This window comes from Rhodococcus sp. NPDC056516 (assembly GCF_042794655.1).
Classification (GTDB): domain Bacteria; phylum Actinomycetota; class Actinomycetes; order Mycobacteriales; family Mycobacteriaceae; genus Rhodococcus_F.
Map to the genome: position 1 here is coordinate 778,252 of NZ_JBHTTG010000002.1, position 12,907 is coordinate 791,158.

The 12,907-nt window shown below is 53.6% G+C and carries 19 protein-coding genes; 5 read left to right on the forward strand and 14 right to left on the reverse strand.

Annotation, left to right across the window (positions count from 1 at the left end):
* Nucleotides 1-14: 14 nt before the first annotated feature.
* Genes ACFQ6Y_RS08765 through ACFQ6Y_RS08775 form a run of 3 tightly spaced genes read right to left on the reverse strand, consistent with a single transcriptional unit; the run spans nucleotide 15 to nucleotide 2,670 of the window.
* Nucleotides 15-920, reverse strand: coding sequence for a DUF2971 domain-containing protein (locus ACFQ6Y_RS08765; protein ID WP_378631130.1), 906 nt, complete (start codon nucleotides 918-920; stop codon nucleotides 15-17).
* 45 nt (nucleotides 921-965) lie between these two features.
* Nucleotides 966-2,174, reverse strand: coding sequence for a terminase large subunit (locus tag ACFQ6Y_RS08770; RefSeq protein WP_378631133.1), 1,209 nt, complete (start codon nucleotides 2,172-2,174; stop codon nucleotides 966-968).
* Entirely contained in the window at nucleotides 2,131-2,670 is a 540-nt protein-coding gene (locus ACFQ6Y_RS08775; RefSeq protein WP_378631136.1) for a terminase small subunit, read from the reverse strand. The genes ACFQ6Y_RS08770 and ACFQ6Y_RS08775 overlap by 44 nt, the downstream gene beginning before the upstream one ends.
* Before the next feature lie 298 nt (nucleotides 2,671-2,968).
* Here ACFQ6Y_RS08775 and ACFQ6Y_RS08780 point away from each other — a divergent pair, with 298 nt between their 5' ends.
* Together ACFQ6Y_RS08780 and ACFQ6Y_RS08785 are read left to right on the forward strand one after the other, a co-directional pair.
* On the forward strand, nucleotides 2,969-3,718 hold the full coding sequence (locus tag ACFQ6Y_RS08780) for an adenylate/guanylate cyclase domain-containing protein (protein WP_378631139.1): 750 nt from the start codon (nucleotides 2,969-2,971) through the stop codon (nucleotides 3,716-3,718).
* On the forward strand, nucleotides 3,715-4,206 hold the full coding sequence (locus ACFQ6Y_RS08785; RefSeq protein ID WP_378631141.1) for a Pycsar system effector family protein: 492 nt from the start codon (nucleotides 3,715-3,717) through the stop codon (nucleotides 4,204-4,206). The genes ACFQ6Y_RS08780 and ACFQ6Y_RS08785 overlap by 4 nt, the downstream gene beginning before the upstream one ends.
* On the opposite strand, the gene ACFQ6Y_RS08790 is transcribed toward ACFQ6Y_RS08785, so the two are convergent.
* The 5 genes from ACFQ6Y_RS08790 to ACFQ6Y_RS08810 form a co-directional block, all read right to left on the reverse strand.
* Complete coding sequence (locus ACFQ6Y_RS08790) at nucleotides 4,200-5,021, reverse strand: ArdC-like ssDNA-binding domain-containing protein (RefSeq protein ID WP_378631144.1); 822 nt, start codon at nucleotides 5,019-5,021, stop codon at nucleotides 4,200-4,202. The genes ACFQ6Y_RS08785 and ACFQ6Y_RS08790 overlap by 7 nt on opposite strands.
* A 296-nt stretch (nucleotides 5,022-5,317) precedes the next feature.
* Complete coding sequence (locus ACFQ6Y_RS08795; protein ID WP_378631147.1) at nucleotides 5,318-5,659, reverse strand: hypothetical protein; 342 nt, start codon at nucleotides 5,657-5,659, stop codon at nucleotides 5,318-5,320.
* Entirely contained in the window at nucleotides 5,656-5,913 is a 258-nt protein-coding gene (locus ACFQ6Y_RS08800; protein WP_378631149.1) for a hypothetical protein, read from the reverse strand. The genes ACFQ6Y_RS08795 and ACFQ6Y_RS08800 overlap by 4 nt, the downstream gene beginning before the upstream one ends.
* Nucleotides 5,910-6,398: a YopX family protein gene (locus ACFQ6Y_RS08805; protein ID WP_378631151.1), complete on the reverse strand. Its 489-nt coding sequence runs from the start codon at nucleotides 6,396-6,398 to the stop codon at nucleotides 5,910-5,912. The genes ACFQ6Y_RS08800 and ACFQ6Y_RS08805 overlap by 4 nt, the downstream gene beginning before the upstream one ends.
* Nucleotides 6,395-6,766, reverse strand: coding sequence for a hypothetical protein (locus tag ACFQ6Y_RS08810; protein WP_378631153.1), 372 nt, complete (start codon nucleotides 6,764-6,766; stop codon nucleotides 6,395-6,397). The genes ACFQ6Y_RS08805 and ACFQ6Y_RS08810 overlap by 4 nt, the downstream gene beginning before the upstream one ends.
* Before the next feature lie 421 nt (nucleotides 6,767-7,187).
* Between ACFQ6Y_RS08810 and ACFQ6Y_RS08815 the strand changes: the two genes are divergently transcribed.
* Nucleotides 7,188-8,156, forward strand: a complete 969-nt coding sequence (locus ACFQ6Y_RS08815; RefSeq protein WP_378631155.1) for a transglycosylase domain-containing protein — start codon at nucleotides 7,188-7,190, stop codon at nucleotides 8,154-8,156.
* On the opposite strand, the gene ACFQ6Y_RS08820 is transcribed toward ACFQ6Y_RS08815, so the two are convergent.
* Entirely contained in the window at nucleotides 8,157-8,519 is a 363-nt protein-coding gene (locus ACFQ6Y_RS08820; RefSeq protein WP_378631157.1) for a hypothetical protein, read from the reverse strand.
* Between the two features lie 143 nt (nucleotides 8,520-8,662).
* Here ACFQ6Y_RS08820 and ACFQ6Y_RS08825 point away from each other — a divergent pair, with 143 nt between their 5' ends.
* A complete protein-coding gene (locus tag ACFQ6Y_RS08825) occupies nucleotides 8,663-8,887 on the forward strand; it encodes a hypothetical protein (protein ID WP_378631159.1) in 225 nt (74 codons plus the stop codon).
* On the opposite strand, the gene ACFQ6Y_RS08830 is transcribed toward ACFQ6Y_RS08825, so the two are convergent.
* The 5 genes from ACFQ6Y_RS08830 to ACFQ6Y_RS08850 form a co-directional block, all read right to left on the reverse strand.
* The gene (locus tag ACFQ6Y_RS08830) at nucleotides 8,884-9,318 is read right to left on the reverse strand and encodes a hypothetical protein (RefSeq protein WP_378631161.1); all 435 of its coding nucleotides are present in this window, start codon (nucleotides 9,316-9,318) and stop codon (nucleotides 8,884-8,886) included. The two genes, ACFQ6Y_RS08825 and ACFQ6Y_RS08830, sit on opposite strands and share 4 nt — an antisense overlap.
* Nucleotides 9,319-9,471: 153 nt before the next feature.
* A complete protein-coding gene (locus tag ACFQ6Y_RS08835; protein WP_378631163.1) occupies nucleotides 9,472-10,155 on the reverse strand; it encodes a GIY-YIG nuclease family protein in 684 nt (227 codons plus the stop codon).
* Nucleotides 10,156-10,449: 294 nt separating this feature from the next.
* The gene (locus ACFQ6Y_RS08840; protein ID WP_378631165.1) at nucleotides 10,450-10,848 is read right to left on the reverse strand and encodes a YopX family protein; all 399 of its coding nucleotides are present in this window, start codon (nucleotides 10,846-10,848) and stop codon (nucleotides 10,450-10,452) included.
* Entirely contained in the window at nucleotides 10,845-11,411 is a 567-nt protein-coding gene (locus ACFQ6Y_RS08845; protein WP_378631167.1) for a CAP domain-containing protein, read from the reverse strand. The genes ACFQ6Y_RS08840 and ACFQ6Y_RS08845 overlap by 4 nt, the downstream gene beginning before the upstream one ends.
* A 3-nt stretch (nucleotides 11,412-11,414) precedes the next feature.
* Entirely contained in the window at nucleotides 11,415-11,870 is a 456-nt protein-coding gene (locus tag ACFQ6Y_RS08850) for a hypothetical protein (protein WP_378631169.1), read from the reverse strand.
* 214 nt (nucleotides 11,871-12,084) lie between these two features.
* On the opposite strand from ACFQ6Y_RS08850, the gene ACFQ6Y_RS08855 reads away from it, so the two are divergent.
* Nucleotides 12,085-12,900 (forward strand): DUF4190 domain-containing protein, encoded by an 816-nt coding sequence (locus ACFQ6Y_RS08855; RefSeq protein WP_378631171.1) that lies wholly within the window; start codon nucleotides 12,085-12,087, stop codon nucleotides 12,898-12,900.
* The last annotated feature ends 7 nt before the right edge of the window (nucleotides 12,901-12,907 follow it).

Below are 12,907 nucleotides of genomic sequence, written 5' to 3' on the forward strand. Positions count from 1 at the left end.
ACAACTATGCAAGATCATCTGAAGCTGCTGTTCGTACTCCAGACGTCAGCGTTACCATCGCCGTTCAATTGCTCAAGAAACCGTGTCGACGCATACTCCGCATTACCAGGGATGACATTTGGTCCGATCCTGAGTGATGGCCTTGGCCTCGAAGGGAATCCAGGATGGATATCAGGGAGAAATTTGAACTCAATGAAAGCACGGATACCCTCACGTCCGCCCGCATAGCGCAGATCGCTGCCAGCCGGGTGATGGTCCGTCTTCAAGAGACGCCATTCCTTCTCATCTTTGAAAGACTCATGCTTGATGAAGTGACCGTAGAACCTTAGATCCGACAAGAGTGCATCGCCGCAAGCCACAGTAGCCTTACCGAAATCCGTGGTCGATGAAACGGAGGCTGTAGCCTTACGAAAGAGTTCGACGTGATAATCGAATATCTCATTTACAAGTGTCTGTATATCGTCATGTTCGTATAGACATGGAGCTAAGAACCAATCATCGTCGTCAGCTGCCGTCTGTATAACATCTCCCGGTATACCAACGCAGTACCCTCCTGTTCGTTCGCAGTAGGCACGCCATTGTGAGAGTGAATCTCCCTCAGGCGTCAACGAGACGATGAACGACTTCGGACTCTTCTCGAGAAAATAATCGTAATCACGGTCAGCTACCCACTTTGCAAACAGCGAATCATCGCCAGTCAGCGTCTTGTACAGATGATGCCCGAGGGAGATGTTGTTCAAATGCTGGTACGCCAGTTTCAGTTCTTTTTCATCATTCATCTGCTCAGGTAGTCCCGCCCAGAACGATCGACTCTTGATGATCGACATTGCTGAGGCTGCATTGGTGTACTGGTACAGCATCTCGGGAACACCCGTGCGGAGCAACTTCTTCGTCCGGGGCAAATCATCCAAGTCGATCAAATTCCACGTCCTTGCGTCGGGAGGTTTAGCTGCGAGCATATCTGCCTACGCAGTTCGCACCCTGAACTCCTTCTTCTTCGTGCCGTGGATCGTGATCACCGCGTACCTCTCCATGTCACAAGCGTCGTCATCTTGCTTCACTGGTTCGTCAAGCGGCTCGTCGTTCTTGTCCAGCTTCCAACTGTAGTTTTCCTTCTCCCATGCCAAGTCCTCGCAGGATGGGTCCATGGTCAGACGTCCTTGATGGAGCAGGGATTTCGACTTGTTGATGCCCTCTAAGACTGAGCCGGCACCCTTGACCACAGGCTGGATCTTGAGTCCGAGCTGTCTGTTGAGTGTGTCGATCGCCAGCGGGTCTTCCGAGTCCCCGATCTGGAAGTCGAGTTTGGTATCCCCAATTAAGTCGCGCACGGCGTTCATACGCTGCTCGTCACTGAGCTTGCGCTTGTAGACCATCCGATCCAGATGCAGGCTGTTGTCCGAGCCAATGGCAAAGATCCCCGCTGCGAACGGGTGGTTGTAACCGAAGTCGATACTGAGCGCCCATCGTTCAGGGGTAAACGGCAACGCCTTGATGTGCTGATCACGATTGAACTCTTCGTAGATCAGGCCTTCCATCTTGTGGTACTCGGCCAGCATCTCCTGGGCGTACTGGGTCACGGTCATCTCGCCGCGCATCTCATCCAGCTCTTCGACACTTAGGAAGGGATTGTCAAAGCTCGTGAAGTGGAAGACCTCATAGTTCGCGTTCGTCTTCGACAGCTTCTCAAGGCGATAGAGCGACTTGTAGCCCTTCGGCGTACCCATGAACAAGGCACGTCCGCGATAGTCAGCGAGGGTCGCACGGATGATCTCGCGCCATTGCTTCTCGAAGGCACGCATCGAGTCCAACTCGTCCAGGACCACCAGGCTGTACTTCTTGCCTCGGGCAGTCTCGATGTTCTCCCAGCCGAACAAGCGGATACGGTTCAGAGACCCGTCAGGCCGTCGAAGCGTGACCTCAAGCCGTTGTTCGTTGTGAGTGACGTAATTGCTTGTGCCTATGACGTTTTCGAGGAGTTCAGCCCATACGATGTCGCGAGCTTGATCTCTGGTGGTGGCGAAGTAAGCAACAGGCCCGGGCTCAAAGAGGCACGCGCCTTTCATCTCCTCGACTGCGTAGGTGGTCTTGCCGAAGCGTCGACCGCACCTGAGGACTTTGAAGCGAGAACTACTCTCCGCTATCTTCCGTTGTGACTGGTGGAGTCTCGCCACGGTCTTGCATCCTGGCCAAAATGGCGCTGTCTAATCCGATCGGCATGAGTGGTGCACCCTCGGCACCAGTGAGTTCCTGACGATCTGACCAGTCTTGGTGTCTACCCCTGTAGTTGTTGATCAAGTTGAACTTGGCTCCGTTCGCGAACGGTCCGAAGAGTTGAGATTCGGCATAACTTTCGCAGCGAGCCTTCGCAGCCTCCAACGTGGGAGAAAACTGGTCCTTCTTCGAGTAGTCGAGGAGGGTTCGTCGGTTAACTCCGAGCGCTAGAGCGAGCCCGCTCATTGTGTAAGGCTTCTGCTGTGTCATCACCTTGCGGCGAAGGAAGATCGTTTCACCCTTCTCGTTCACCCCAGAGTCAACCATCCGATCCTCAAGGTGAGGGTTTTGCATATCGAAGTAGGCATTGATTGCGGAATCAAGTTCCTCGACCGACTTAAACACTAACGGTCGGCCGCCTTTATTCTTCTCTTCAGTTTCACTAACCTCTGTCATATACTTAGAGTTTACGACAGACTGCTAGTTCCGTCCATAGTGCACGCACATTATCGGGAGAAATATGGTAAGCTTGAGTGTTCGCGAAATTCGTGAGCTGCTAAGGAAGGAGCTGTCGTGACTTGATGTTTGTAATCAGTGGAATAACTGTAGCACTAATGTTGATTGGTATCTACTTGCAACTATTCCCCAATAATTGAGTTACCCGCCCCGCCACATCCAGTGGCGGGGTTTTTACGTCATCGGCCCTGTCGGTACCAACCGGTACCCTTGATCCACCAACTCAGAGGGGTGTCCAGTGGGATTCAAGGACGACTGTGCCAAGGCAGTTCGAGACATCGTCAGAACAGACTTCAGTACGCGGTTCGCACGGGTGGTTCCCACGACGGATGACGTGGCGCAGAAGGATGGTGCGGTCTACGTCAGTGATGCGGTCTACCTGTACGCAGACATGGCGGACTCCACCGGGATGGCCAGCCACTTCACCACACAGGACGCCGCGAAGATCATCCGCGCTTACTTGCACGCTGTATCTCGCGTCCTGCGAGATCGAGGCGGCGAGATCCGATCCTTCGACGGGGACAGGGTCATGGCGATCTTCATCGGCGATGACGCGGCCGACAAAGCAGTAGATGCTGCCCTCCGAATCAACTGGGCAGTCCTCAAGGTCGTCCACGACGAACTCTTGACCTATCACGATGCCTACCGTGACAAATGGGTCCAGGACGACTGGAAAGTCCGACACAGAACTGGCATCGACATTGGTACAGCCCTGATAGTCCGAGCTGGTGTACGCGGCAACAGCGATCTTGTTTCCATCGGAAGGTCGCCAAACATCGCAGCCAAGCTCAGTGATTACAAGGGTGGTGGCGCAACCATCATCACCGAAGAGGTGTACGAAAAGCTGAAATACTCCAACTGCTACTCGAAGAACGCGGATTCAACGAGCGACGATACGGTACCCATGTGGTCGAACGCTCAGTGGAAAGATGTGAGCGGAAGCTTTGAGAACATCCGGACCTCCACCTGGTACAGGCCGTACTCGTGACCGAACCCAATCCGGTCGAAACCGCCTGGAAGATCCACTCAGCCCTTACCGACTGGACTGGCAAGGTTGACACCAAAGCCTCCTTCGCACTAACGATCCAGAGCGCACTTCTTGTCGGAGTGGTGACGCTGTCGAGCAAAGATCGAGTGTTCGAGCACCTGAGTGGATGGGCAGTCGTCTGGTATGTCATCGGAAACTGCTTGCTTGTTCTAGGTGTCATTTGTGCGGTCTGGGTCGTTCGCCCTCGTCTCCGATCGTCAAATCTCGTGCCCGAGTCGCAAAGCAACTTCATCTACTTCGGTCATCTACGTGAGTTGACGCCCGATACCGTGCAGGACCATCTGGAAAACACACCGATCTTGCCCGTCCTATCTAAACAACTCGTGGAGATGAGCAAGATCGCGTGGAAAAAGCACCGCATGGTTCAAGCATCGATGACACTTGCACCTTTCGGCGTCCTCTTCCTGGCGATCAGTGCAATCTACTGATCGCTGGAGATGGAGTGATCGACGGATTCAAGCCCCGCTCTCACGATCTTGTCCGTCGTGCTGAACACCGCACGGATCGCCTTGTCGTCAGGCTTTTCGCCGCTGAGCCAGGACTGGACATAGCCGCGACTGACAGAAGCATCCATCTGATCGGTAGCTCCTAGCTCGTTGAGAACTAGGTAAGCCGTTGCCTCAGCTTGGAACTCAGCGATTCCCCTGTGTTGGGTGTACTCGGCGTGAGCGTCTGCTGCTGTGTGTCCGAGGACTACATGTCCGAGTTCGTGCATCAGTGTTTTGAACGGGTAAGGGGCTACGGGAGATACTGCGACGTTGCGCTCGTAGGAGTAGCCGGCCACATTGCCATCAAGTCCTTCGTACGCCACCCGGTTGATCGCCAGTGCTCCGAGTGCTCGCTTCTCATTCCACTCAGGTGGCTCGTACTCGGGTAGATCGTCACCTTCAGTCTCAGACACGGTGAACAGGCAGTTGACGGGTTTGAAGCGCATGAACTGCTCTTCCTCGCCTTTGTCGTTCTCTCGCTTGATGGTGATCGGGCGGATGATGAACTTGGCTTTGCTGCCCTTCTGAACCTGTCTTCCAAGGTCCTGCCAGCCCTTAAACGTGTTGATCGGCTCTGTAACGCCTTGGCTCATGAGTAGCGCCTGGTTGAGCAGCGAGTAACGTCGAAACCTGTTGTATGCGTTGCCAACATCGCCAGGCATGTTCAGAATCTCTTCCATCATGGCGGGGTAATCGATGTTGAGTGGTTCAGGAGCTTTGCGCTCGGATGTTCGTCTGGATTTGGTTCTTTCCATATGGGGCTAGTTAGCTACCTCCTGCTTAGTCTTGAAGGCGGTGAGTTCAGCTATGCGTCCCTCTGCGATTATCTCCATCTCAGGTATGAAGTAGCCTCTGTGCAAAGACCTGCTTGTCTCGTCTATCCGCTGTTCTACGCCATATTGCTTGAATAACCTCATAACCATGTCGGTGTGCATGTCGGTTCACTCCTTATATTTAGGATATTTTGCACATCCGTACCCGTCCTGCCATGCAGTGGCAAAATGCTGCCGTACTTCTTGTCGCAGCTCATCATCCTTACTAGTAGCATCACTCATAGAGTCTCCTTTTCTGCTTCCAAGTCAGCGAGTGCTTTTATCTGTCCATCTTGAAACTCGTGGATAGATTCCCAGCTAGGGTCTAGGCTATTGTTTTCGCATGTGTCCATATACAACTGAACTGAAGCTATCCTTGCTTCACGCTCCTTTGCTTGAGTATATTTGTCAAACATTCGCCTGACGGCTGTTCTGACTAAATCATCTTCCTCTTCGACAGATAGGCCTTTATCGATGACATTATCCTTATACCAGCACGGACTGTGGTATTCACCGCTACACCACCCCATGATGTGATCTAGTTCTTTATCGAACTCTGACTCTGTAGGGGTGTTACTCATCCCGGCTCCTCCAAACTCCCCGCGAGATACCCGAACGGATCATCAGACACCGCGACAGTCTGAGTACGAACGATCCACTCCTCACCCCAAAGTGCTCGGCAGAAGTCGTGGTTCATCAGCAAGATCCCCAGTACTGCACGAGGTGGCATGTTCCACTGGTTAATTAGATCCATGGTTCCGAAGAGTGCAGGGTTGTCGTAGCCGTTGGTGTTGGCCAGTTTGATTGCAGCGCGGAGGGTTTGAGTTGGGGTCATGAGGTGACCTCCAGGAGTTCTGGATTCTCGTGGATGTTTCCGATGACCTCGATGAAACAGTTGTCACCGTCATACTTCGCGGACAGGTACATATCGACATAGCCCCCACTGCTGACGTCCTTCCAGCCTTCATGCTTGTGATGGAGCGCGACGGTATGAAGGAACCACGCAGCCTTGTACGTAGGCATTTGGACTTCGTAGTAGATCAAGTCGTAGTGATCGCTGCGCCTTTGCGAGCGGACGATGTCACCCTCATAAATCTCGACGCCGTTCTTATCCTTGAGTCCAGTGAACTGCATGATCTCGACATCCTCGAAGTACTCACTACTCTGACTCCAGCCGACGTTCTTTGCGAGAAAGGCCTCGCCTGCGTTCGGTTGATGCCCAGTAACCCGATGCCACAGCATGTCGTCAACTACGTACATACCCTTCTTGCGGTGTAGCGAAGTGAATGGTTGCCATGCTCGAAACTTGATCTCTCTCATGCCATCTCCCCCGCCCAGTCCTCATAAGCAGCTTCGAGCTTGAGATAGTCAGCGATCACCTCTTCCTCAGACTTGTAGTCACCTACGTGAACGAAGCCATCGTCGGTTTCAATGAGGAGGTAGTGGCCGATTAAGGCAGACGGATCAGCGAGGCCGGCAGACTGCATGGCTTCCTCGAAGTTGGTTGTCAGCTCTTGGAGTTCGGCTTCACTGTTACTGATCCTGGCGAAGTAGCCAGTGGTAGATGCGGTGTCCCCTGAGCTTTGGTTGGCCCCGCCTTCTAGCGAGAGGTGATGCAGGATTTCATCGCGAGGCGAGGAGTACTTGGTGCTGATGTACTCGGGTTTGGATGTCTTTTCTAGATTCATATATTCATGTTTCTCCTATGCAAATAACTATGAGCCAAAAGACCAATAAATGCAATAGCGAAATGCCCGGACTTATCCACAGTTTTCAACTTTACTATTGCAATTCTTTTGACTTTGTGTTTAAATAAGTAACGTAATGATAGTTAAAACAAACGGTTCACTAAATATTCCCCTAACAGCAAAGATCACCCTCACCCCGTACGTTCGCAAGTACGCAGATAAGATCGACTACTTGTTCACCCATCAGACGATGGACGGCTACATACCCTCTTCGAATCGCTAATCCCACCTCGCGATTCTCTCCATCCCCCACCACCGAAACTCGCTATCCCCTTTCTCGGAATCTCGCATAAAATGGGTCGAAATCCGCATTCGGCTATTTGTCCCCTGCGCGATTTTCCAGAGAATTGGGAGGCCACCCATGGATACCGCCAACACCACCGCTTTCGACAGGTCACGGGGACTCTCCCTCGACGATCTCCTCCCCGAGTCTCAGCGGGTACACACACCGGAACCCGAGTACGAGATCTACGAGCCGGAACACCCGCCGGCCACCCGCAGGCATCGCCCCCGCTGGCGTCGGTGGCCGATGTACGTTGCGTTCGTAATGCTCACTCCCCTAGTGCTTTCGGAGATGGTGACGCTCTCGTACCGATGGTTCACACCACCTCGGACGTCGTTCATGCTGCAAGACGAAGGCCCGATCGTTTACCAGTACGTGGATCTCGACCACATCAGCCGATACATGATTGCAGCAGTGATCGCTCACGAAGATCAGCGACTTGGTATGCGAGCTGGTGGGTTTGAGATCAGCGACTTGACCTCTAAGGCAAGGGAATACATGGACGGCGACGCTGGAGTAGGTGGATCAACCATCCCCCAGCAGCTGGTGAAGAACATCTTCCTTTGGCCTGGGCGTAGTGCAATCCGTAAGGGACTCGAAGCAGTTATGGCGACAGAGTTCAGCTACTCGATGTCAGATCAGCGGATCTTGGAGCTGTACCTCAACTACGCACAGTTCGGTCCTGGTCTTTACGGGGTCTGTGCTGCGAGTTGGTACTACTTCAACACCCCGCCGTGGTTCATGAGTGAGTACAACGCCAACCAACTATCGGGAGTGCTGCCTCGACCCGCGTACATCGAACGTGCAGCAGACGGCGGGATCTACCTTGGACCCGATGCAGATCAGCTCGCTATTGAGAAGGTGGACATAGCCGCGAGGTTCAACCCTGGCTCGATCGCTGCGCTTGGTGGATGGGAAGGCACTGTTGCGACGGTGGGGATTACGGATACAGCTCTAGATCACTCGGAGGATCGCGGCGAAGATTCATGCTCGACCATGCCCGACAGCGTTGCCGAACGACTGGAAACTGAACTCGGCCCGCGATGATCAGTCACGAACGTCGTCAGCGATGCGTACAGACGCGTGGATGTCGTCATAGGTGTCAATCAGATCGTTGACGATCGACTGCAACCCACGGTTGACTTCCCGTTCCAGTGCATCGATGTGTAGCTCGAAGAGGACTATCTGATCCATCTCAATAACCGTCGCGGCCAGCTGTCCTTCAGGTTCCAACGTGAGGTACTGAGTGAACCCGCGACCGAGCTGCTCGGATCGATCCTCAAGCGTCGAAGGGCCTATGAAGTAACCAAGTTCACTCAGGCAACGCCTGACGGATGCCATCGTTCGGTCGTACAACTCGTAGATCCCGATCTCTGAATCGAGTCCCATACTGATAAAGAGACGGTGCATGATGTACTCCCGTGCGCTGATTGATCCCACCAGCTTAATCACGACCGCGACAAGGCGATTGGTCGCAACAACTAGTAACAGATAACTAAGCGGGAACCCGTGGTACCGGCGTTGCTGACGGTGTGCCGTGGTAAGACTTCACGATGGATTTCATCTTGGGCGTGCTGCGGTTTTTACAAGCAGTTGCAGGACTCGTCGGAATCTTCCTTGTCCTTGTCGGTGGCTGGGATCTCTGGCAGACAAGCAGCAAGTCGAGTACCAGCGGTTTCAAGGAATCTGAGAAGAAAACGATGAAGGACGATTTCCATATACTGCTTCTCGGTCTGGGCCTCCTCGTTGTGTCCGGTGCGATCTTCTCGTTCTTCTAGACGTTGCGGACTAGCTCAGGTGTGCTCTCGCTGCGCTGGTCGATGTAGTCACGCCAGTACCCAGGACGTGGGCAGTAGTTGAAACGAAGGTTCGTCTCGGTGCCTGCTGTTTGGATCAGAAGATTTCCGTAACCGCCGACGAACGCCAACGGTCCCCCGCGCTGCACGTTGAGGTCTTCGATCTCGTTCCAATCGCAGTGTGTCTCGCTGCTGAAGAACAGACTCCCCCAGTTCTTGATCGTCACGCCGCTGTCGTTGAGTGTCATCGAGTGGAGGTTGTAGACGATGGCGGTTACTGCTGTGGAGATTAGAACGACGACGCCCATCAGCTGGAGGATTGCAATCGGTGTCGTATCGCGTGGATTCTGAGTGTGGAGGAAGTACGCCAGTCCATAGATGAATCCAGCGATCAGAAGTCCAACCAGAATCAACCCAACTAGGCCAAAGAGACTGCGCCGGATGATGATTGGTTGGTTACCCATATGTTCTTAACCTACGACAATGCTTGAAATATGTCACTAGGAACGCACAGAAGGCCGCTCGTGGGGTTCGAGCGGCAAAGATGGGTATGTGGTCATGTCGGCTTACTTCTTCGCAGCGTGACCGCTTACAGCGTTAAGGCCCAGTTCCACTGCGTCGTACTGCTTGATGTAGATCGACTCACGTTCATAAGGGTCATGTTCACTCGGCTTGAACACCTCCAGCACTTCGAACGTGAAGTCGGTGATGCTGCTCGCCTGTACGAGTTGATGGAATGGCGATCCGCTCTGCGCCTTGATGTGCTCCCACCAGCGCTGCATCAACCAACGTGTGGTCACGCCGATGTACCTCTTTCCGCTCGGCTTGTGGGTGATCATGTAGACGGTTGCAGTGTTGTAGCTGTCCACCGTCGTTGCCTCGAAGCGGATGTTGTACTGCTTCTGGCACTCGCTAGAGCAGAACTCAGGTGAGCCACCCATGCGAAACTTCGCCTTCTCGATCTTCGTGTACTCGTTAAGGCACTCCCTGCACTTGTGCGGGGTCAACCAGATGTCATGCCAGTAGTCGTTGAGTTCATGGATGCTAGTGATGAACCGTTCAGTATCAGGCACTTTCGCCGTCATCTTCTCACGCACCTTCGGCATGTAATCGAAGTCCTTCAGCACCAGCTCTTTGACATCAGCTTTGCTCTCTGCTTCGTAGATCTCGGTGAACACGCGTTCGTGAGCGAAGCCAAAGTTCTGGTCACCATGAAGTCGATCGGTGATGTAGACGTAGAACTTCGCCACTTCAGCCCCTCATCACCAGCTTGTTTCGCCCACGCTTGTTCACGATCCGAAGTCCCGTGCCATGGAGAGTAGGGCGCAACAGTGCGAGAAGGAATTTCAATCCTTCCGGATCTATCAAACCGACTACTTCCCGAACGCGGTTGAACGCACGTGCCGTCTCTTCGAAGTGTTGGGTGAGTGCCTCTAACGATGAACCGCTGTCAGGTTGAGTGATCTCAAGTTCTACTGACACTGGTCTGAGCGTCGGCGCGTCACGTAGCTCTTCGATCGACGGGGCGATCTTGAGTGTCACTGTCATGACGACTCTTCCAGCAGGTGGGGATGCTCGTAGAGATTGCCTATCACCTCGATGTTTTCGTTCGTGCCGATCTCGCCCGATAGTGACAACATGCTCCCTTCGAGGATGAACTGAGCCTGACTAAACGTCACTATCCTTGGTCGGGTCAGTGCACGACCGGACTGGAGAATGTCGCCCTCATAGATTTCTTTGTTGCTGCGGTCGAGCAGGCCAACGAACTGCCCAACCGTCTCAGGATCAACGACACAAAACTCGGCTAGCTCTGGACGGCGACCCCGACCGTCACGTTTGTCATTCTGCTCAATCACACCAATGATGTTCGGTGCGAGCAGACTTCCGTAGAACCACTCGCCCGTTACAACATGACGGCCACGAAACCTGATCACCCGACTCATGACCGCACCCCAACATGCTGCACAGTCACCGTCGTCGTCTTCCCCTGCAACGTCCCTGTCTTCTGGCAGATCCCTTGATCTTTGAAATCTCCGAGTACGTTCTCTCGGTGAGATGGACTGTTCATCCAGGCAGCAACGAGGCTCGCATCGTCGGGGTATGACTTCGCAAGGTTCTCCCCCGCAGTTGTGTAGCGGTAGCCGGCCTTCTCGATGAAGCTCCAGGGAGTCACGCCATCTGGTGAGGCATGTGCCCAATAGTCCTGTGAGAGCATGTGATCCGCTTTGGCACACGCGCTCGATCTGAGCGTCGAGTCAGTGATGAGCGGCTGCTTACCGGCGTTTGTACGTTCGGAATTGACCAATGCTTCGAGGCTATTAGGAGTGATCGGGGCTGTTGAGACTGCGGCGGATTCAACAAGGGCTGGGTCGGTGTTGCTGATCGTTACAACCCCAGCTAGAAGCAAGACGCTCAGTGTGACTATTACAGACCCGAAGAAGATCCCAGTGGAGATCCAGGGATCATAAATGAGTCCGCAGATGGTTCTTGAAGAACGGGCGGCCATGACCTATTGCTCCTCTTCCACAACCACCGTCCACTCACCATTCCCCGAAACATCAAGGTAGTAGCCACCAGATGCCTTGTACATCAACGTATCTCCACTTACTGGAGCCATCGTGACCTCAGGGATTCCGCCGTGCTTGTCGAGAGACTTACCCTCTGCCATCACGTAGACGTTCACGAACGGGCTGTACTCACCGTTCACTGTGTAAGTGATCCGTTGCTTGGAGCTGTTCAGCTGGAAGATGTCACTGCGCTTACTTGTGGAGCCGGATAGCTCAATGACCTTGTGCCAGGACTTCTGTTGCGCGGGTGCTGATGTCGAGGTTTCAGTTGGAACTACGAGGCCAGTTGGTTGGTCGGTCTTTTGATTGAAGGCTGCGACGGCGATGAAGGCAACGATTACTAGTAGAAAGACTACGAGGCCGCGGCGGTTCTTATTGGGTTGATCGTTTGAACTCATATTGCATTGATTCCTGCTTATTTACTATGCAAATAACTATGAGCCAAACTAACGATAAATGCAATAGCGAAATGCAACGACCTGTGGAAAACTCTGTCGGCCGCAAGCCCCCGATTCCTTTGTCCCCCAAACAGATGACAAATATTCCGATTCGCAACGAACCGCGCTACACTCCGTTTTCATCCGCTAAGGAACTCTTTAGGAGACATAACAAATGTCGGATCTCTATCGCCAAGATCATCTCGAAAATTCCGCTACTGAGTCGCAGCGTCGGCTCATTGGGAGAGGACGCGGATTAGCGATTACTTCCCTGGTGGCAGCGGTAATAGCACTGCTCGCAGCACGGCTCACCAACACTCAATATTCAGGTGTCGAATCGCTCGCTATCGATCCACAGTGGACCTCGACGATTGTGCTCTACCTCCTCCTGTGGTTCCTGGCTTCGGCTGTAATGGTGATCAGCACAGTTTGGCTCGTCCTGAGCCTCTTCCCTCAGTACCGATCGAGCCTTGTCACCGGAATTACGGTCGCGGGGAGCATGATTCCAGCAATCTGCGCCTTAGTGCTTTTTGGTGCCGCATGTGCAGTCCAAATCGTGTATGACGAGCAGGTCAATATGTCATGGACCCACGAATACGCACCAACGGCGCAGAAGGCCAGTCTCGTCGCATCCCTCGTTGCCGTGGTGATTCTCGTGCTGCTCCTGGTCGCCCCCGAACGGTCTGAGCGCGTCCGTATTGCTCGTGAAGACACTCGACAGGTTGCCCAAGCCAAGGCCCGCACGGTAGTTCAAAGCCAAGAGTCCATGGGTAGCTATAACCCGCGCACGAACTCAATGGCCGTTGCCGCGTTAGTGCTGGGGATCGTCATCGCGCCACTTGCAATCCCAGTTGGTCACATAGCCCGCAGTCAGATCAAGCGAACTGGCGAACAAGGAAACGGTCTTGCGCTCGCGGGCCTCATCCTTGGATACATCTTCCTCTCACTGATCGTGCTGTTTCTAGCAGCGATCGTATTCAGCAGCGTCTAAGCGAGGA

What these genes read in the sequence shown, in the direction of transcription:
- ACFQ6Y_RS08840 (WP_378631165.1), bottom strand. Translation starts at nt 10,848, where the DNA reads ATGAGTCGGGTGATCAGGTTTCGTGGCCGTCATGTTGTAACGGGCGAG.
- ACFQ6Y_RS08800 (WP_378631149.1), bottom strand. Translation starts at nt 5,913, where the DNA reads ATGACCCCAACTCAAACCCTCCGCGCTGCAATCAAACTGGCCAACACC.
- ACFQ6Y_RS08820 (WP_378631157.1), bottom strand. Translation starts at nt 8,519, where the DNA reads ATGCACCGTCTCTTTATCAGTATGGGACTCGATTCAGAGATCGGGATC.
- ACFQ6Y_RS08790 (WP_378631144.1), bottom strand. Translation starts at nt 5,021, where the DNA reads ATGGAAAGAACCAAATCCAGACGAACATCCGAGCGCAAAGCTCCTGAA.
- ACFQ6Y_RS08855 (WP_378631171.1), top strand. Translation starts at nt 12,085, where the DNA reads ATGTCGGATCTCTATCGCCAAGATCATCTCGAAAATTCCGCTACTGAG.
- ACFQ6Y_RS08850 (WP_378631169.1), bottom strand. Translation starts at nt 11,870, where the DNA reads ATGAGTTCAAACGATCAACCCAATAAGAACCGCCGCGGCCTCGTAGTC.
- ACFQ6Y_RS08795 (WP_378631147.1), bottom strand. Translation starts at nt 5,659, where the DNA reads ATGAGTAACACCCCTACAGAGTCAGAGTTCGATAAAGAACTAGATCAC.
- ACFQ6Y_RS08805 (WP_378631151.1), bottom strand. Translation starts at nt 6,398, where the DNA reads ATGAGAGAGATCAAGTTTCGAGCATGGCAACCATTCACTTCGCTACAC.
- ACFQ6Y_RS08845 (WP_378631167.1), bottom strand. Translation starts at nt 11,411, where the DNA reads ATGGCCGCCCGTTCTTCAAGAACCATCTGCGGACTCATTTATGATCCC.
- ACFQ6Y_RS08815 (WP_378631155.1), top strand. Translation starts at nt 7,188, where the DNA reads ATGGATACCGCCAACACCACCGCTTTCGACAGGTCACGGGGACTCTCC.
- ACFQ6Y_RS08775 (WP_378631136.1), bottom strand. Translation starts at nt 2,670, where the DNA reads ATGACAGAGGTTAGTGAAACTGAAGAGAAGAATAAAGGCGGCCGACCG.
- ACFQ6Y_RS08825 (WP_378631159.1), top strand. Translation starts at nt 8,663, where the DNA reads ATGGATTTCATCTTGGGCGTGCTGCGGTTTTTACAAGCAGTTGCAGGA.
- ACFQ6Y_RS08810 (WP_378631153.1), bottom strand. Translation starts at nt 6,766, where the DNA reads ATGAATCTAGAAAAGACATCCAAACCCGAGTACATCAGCACCAAGTAC.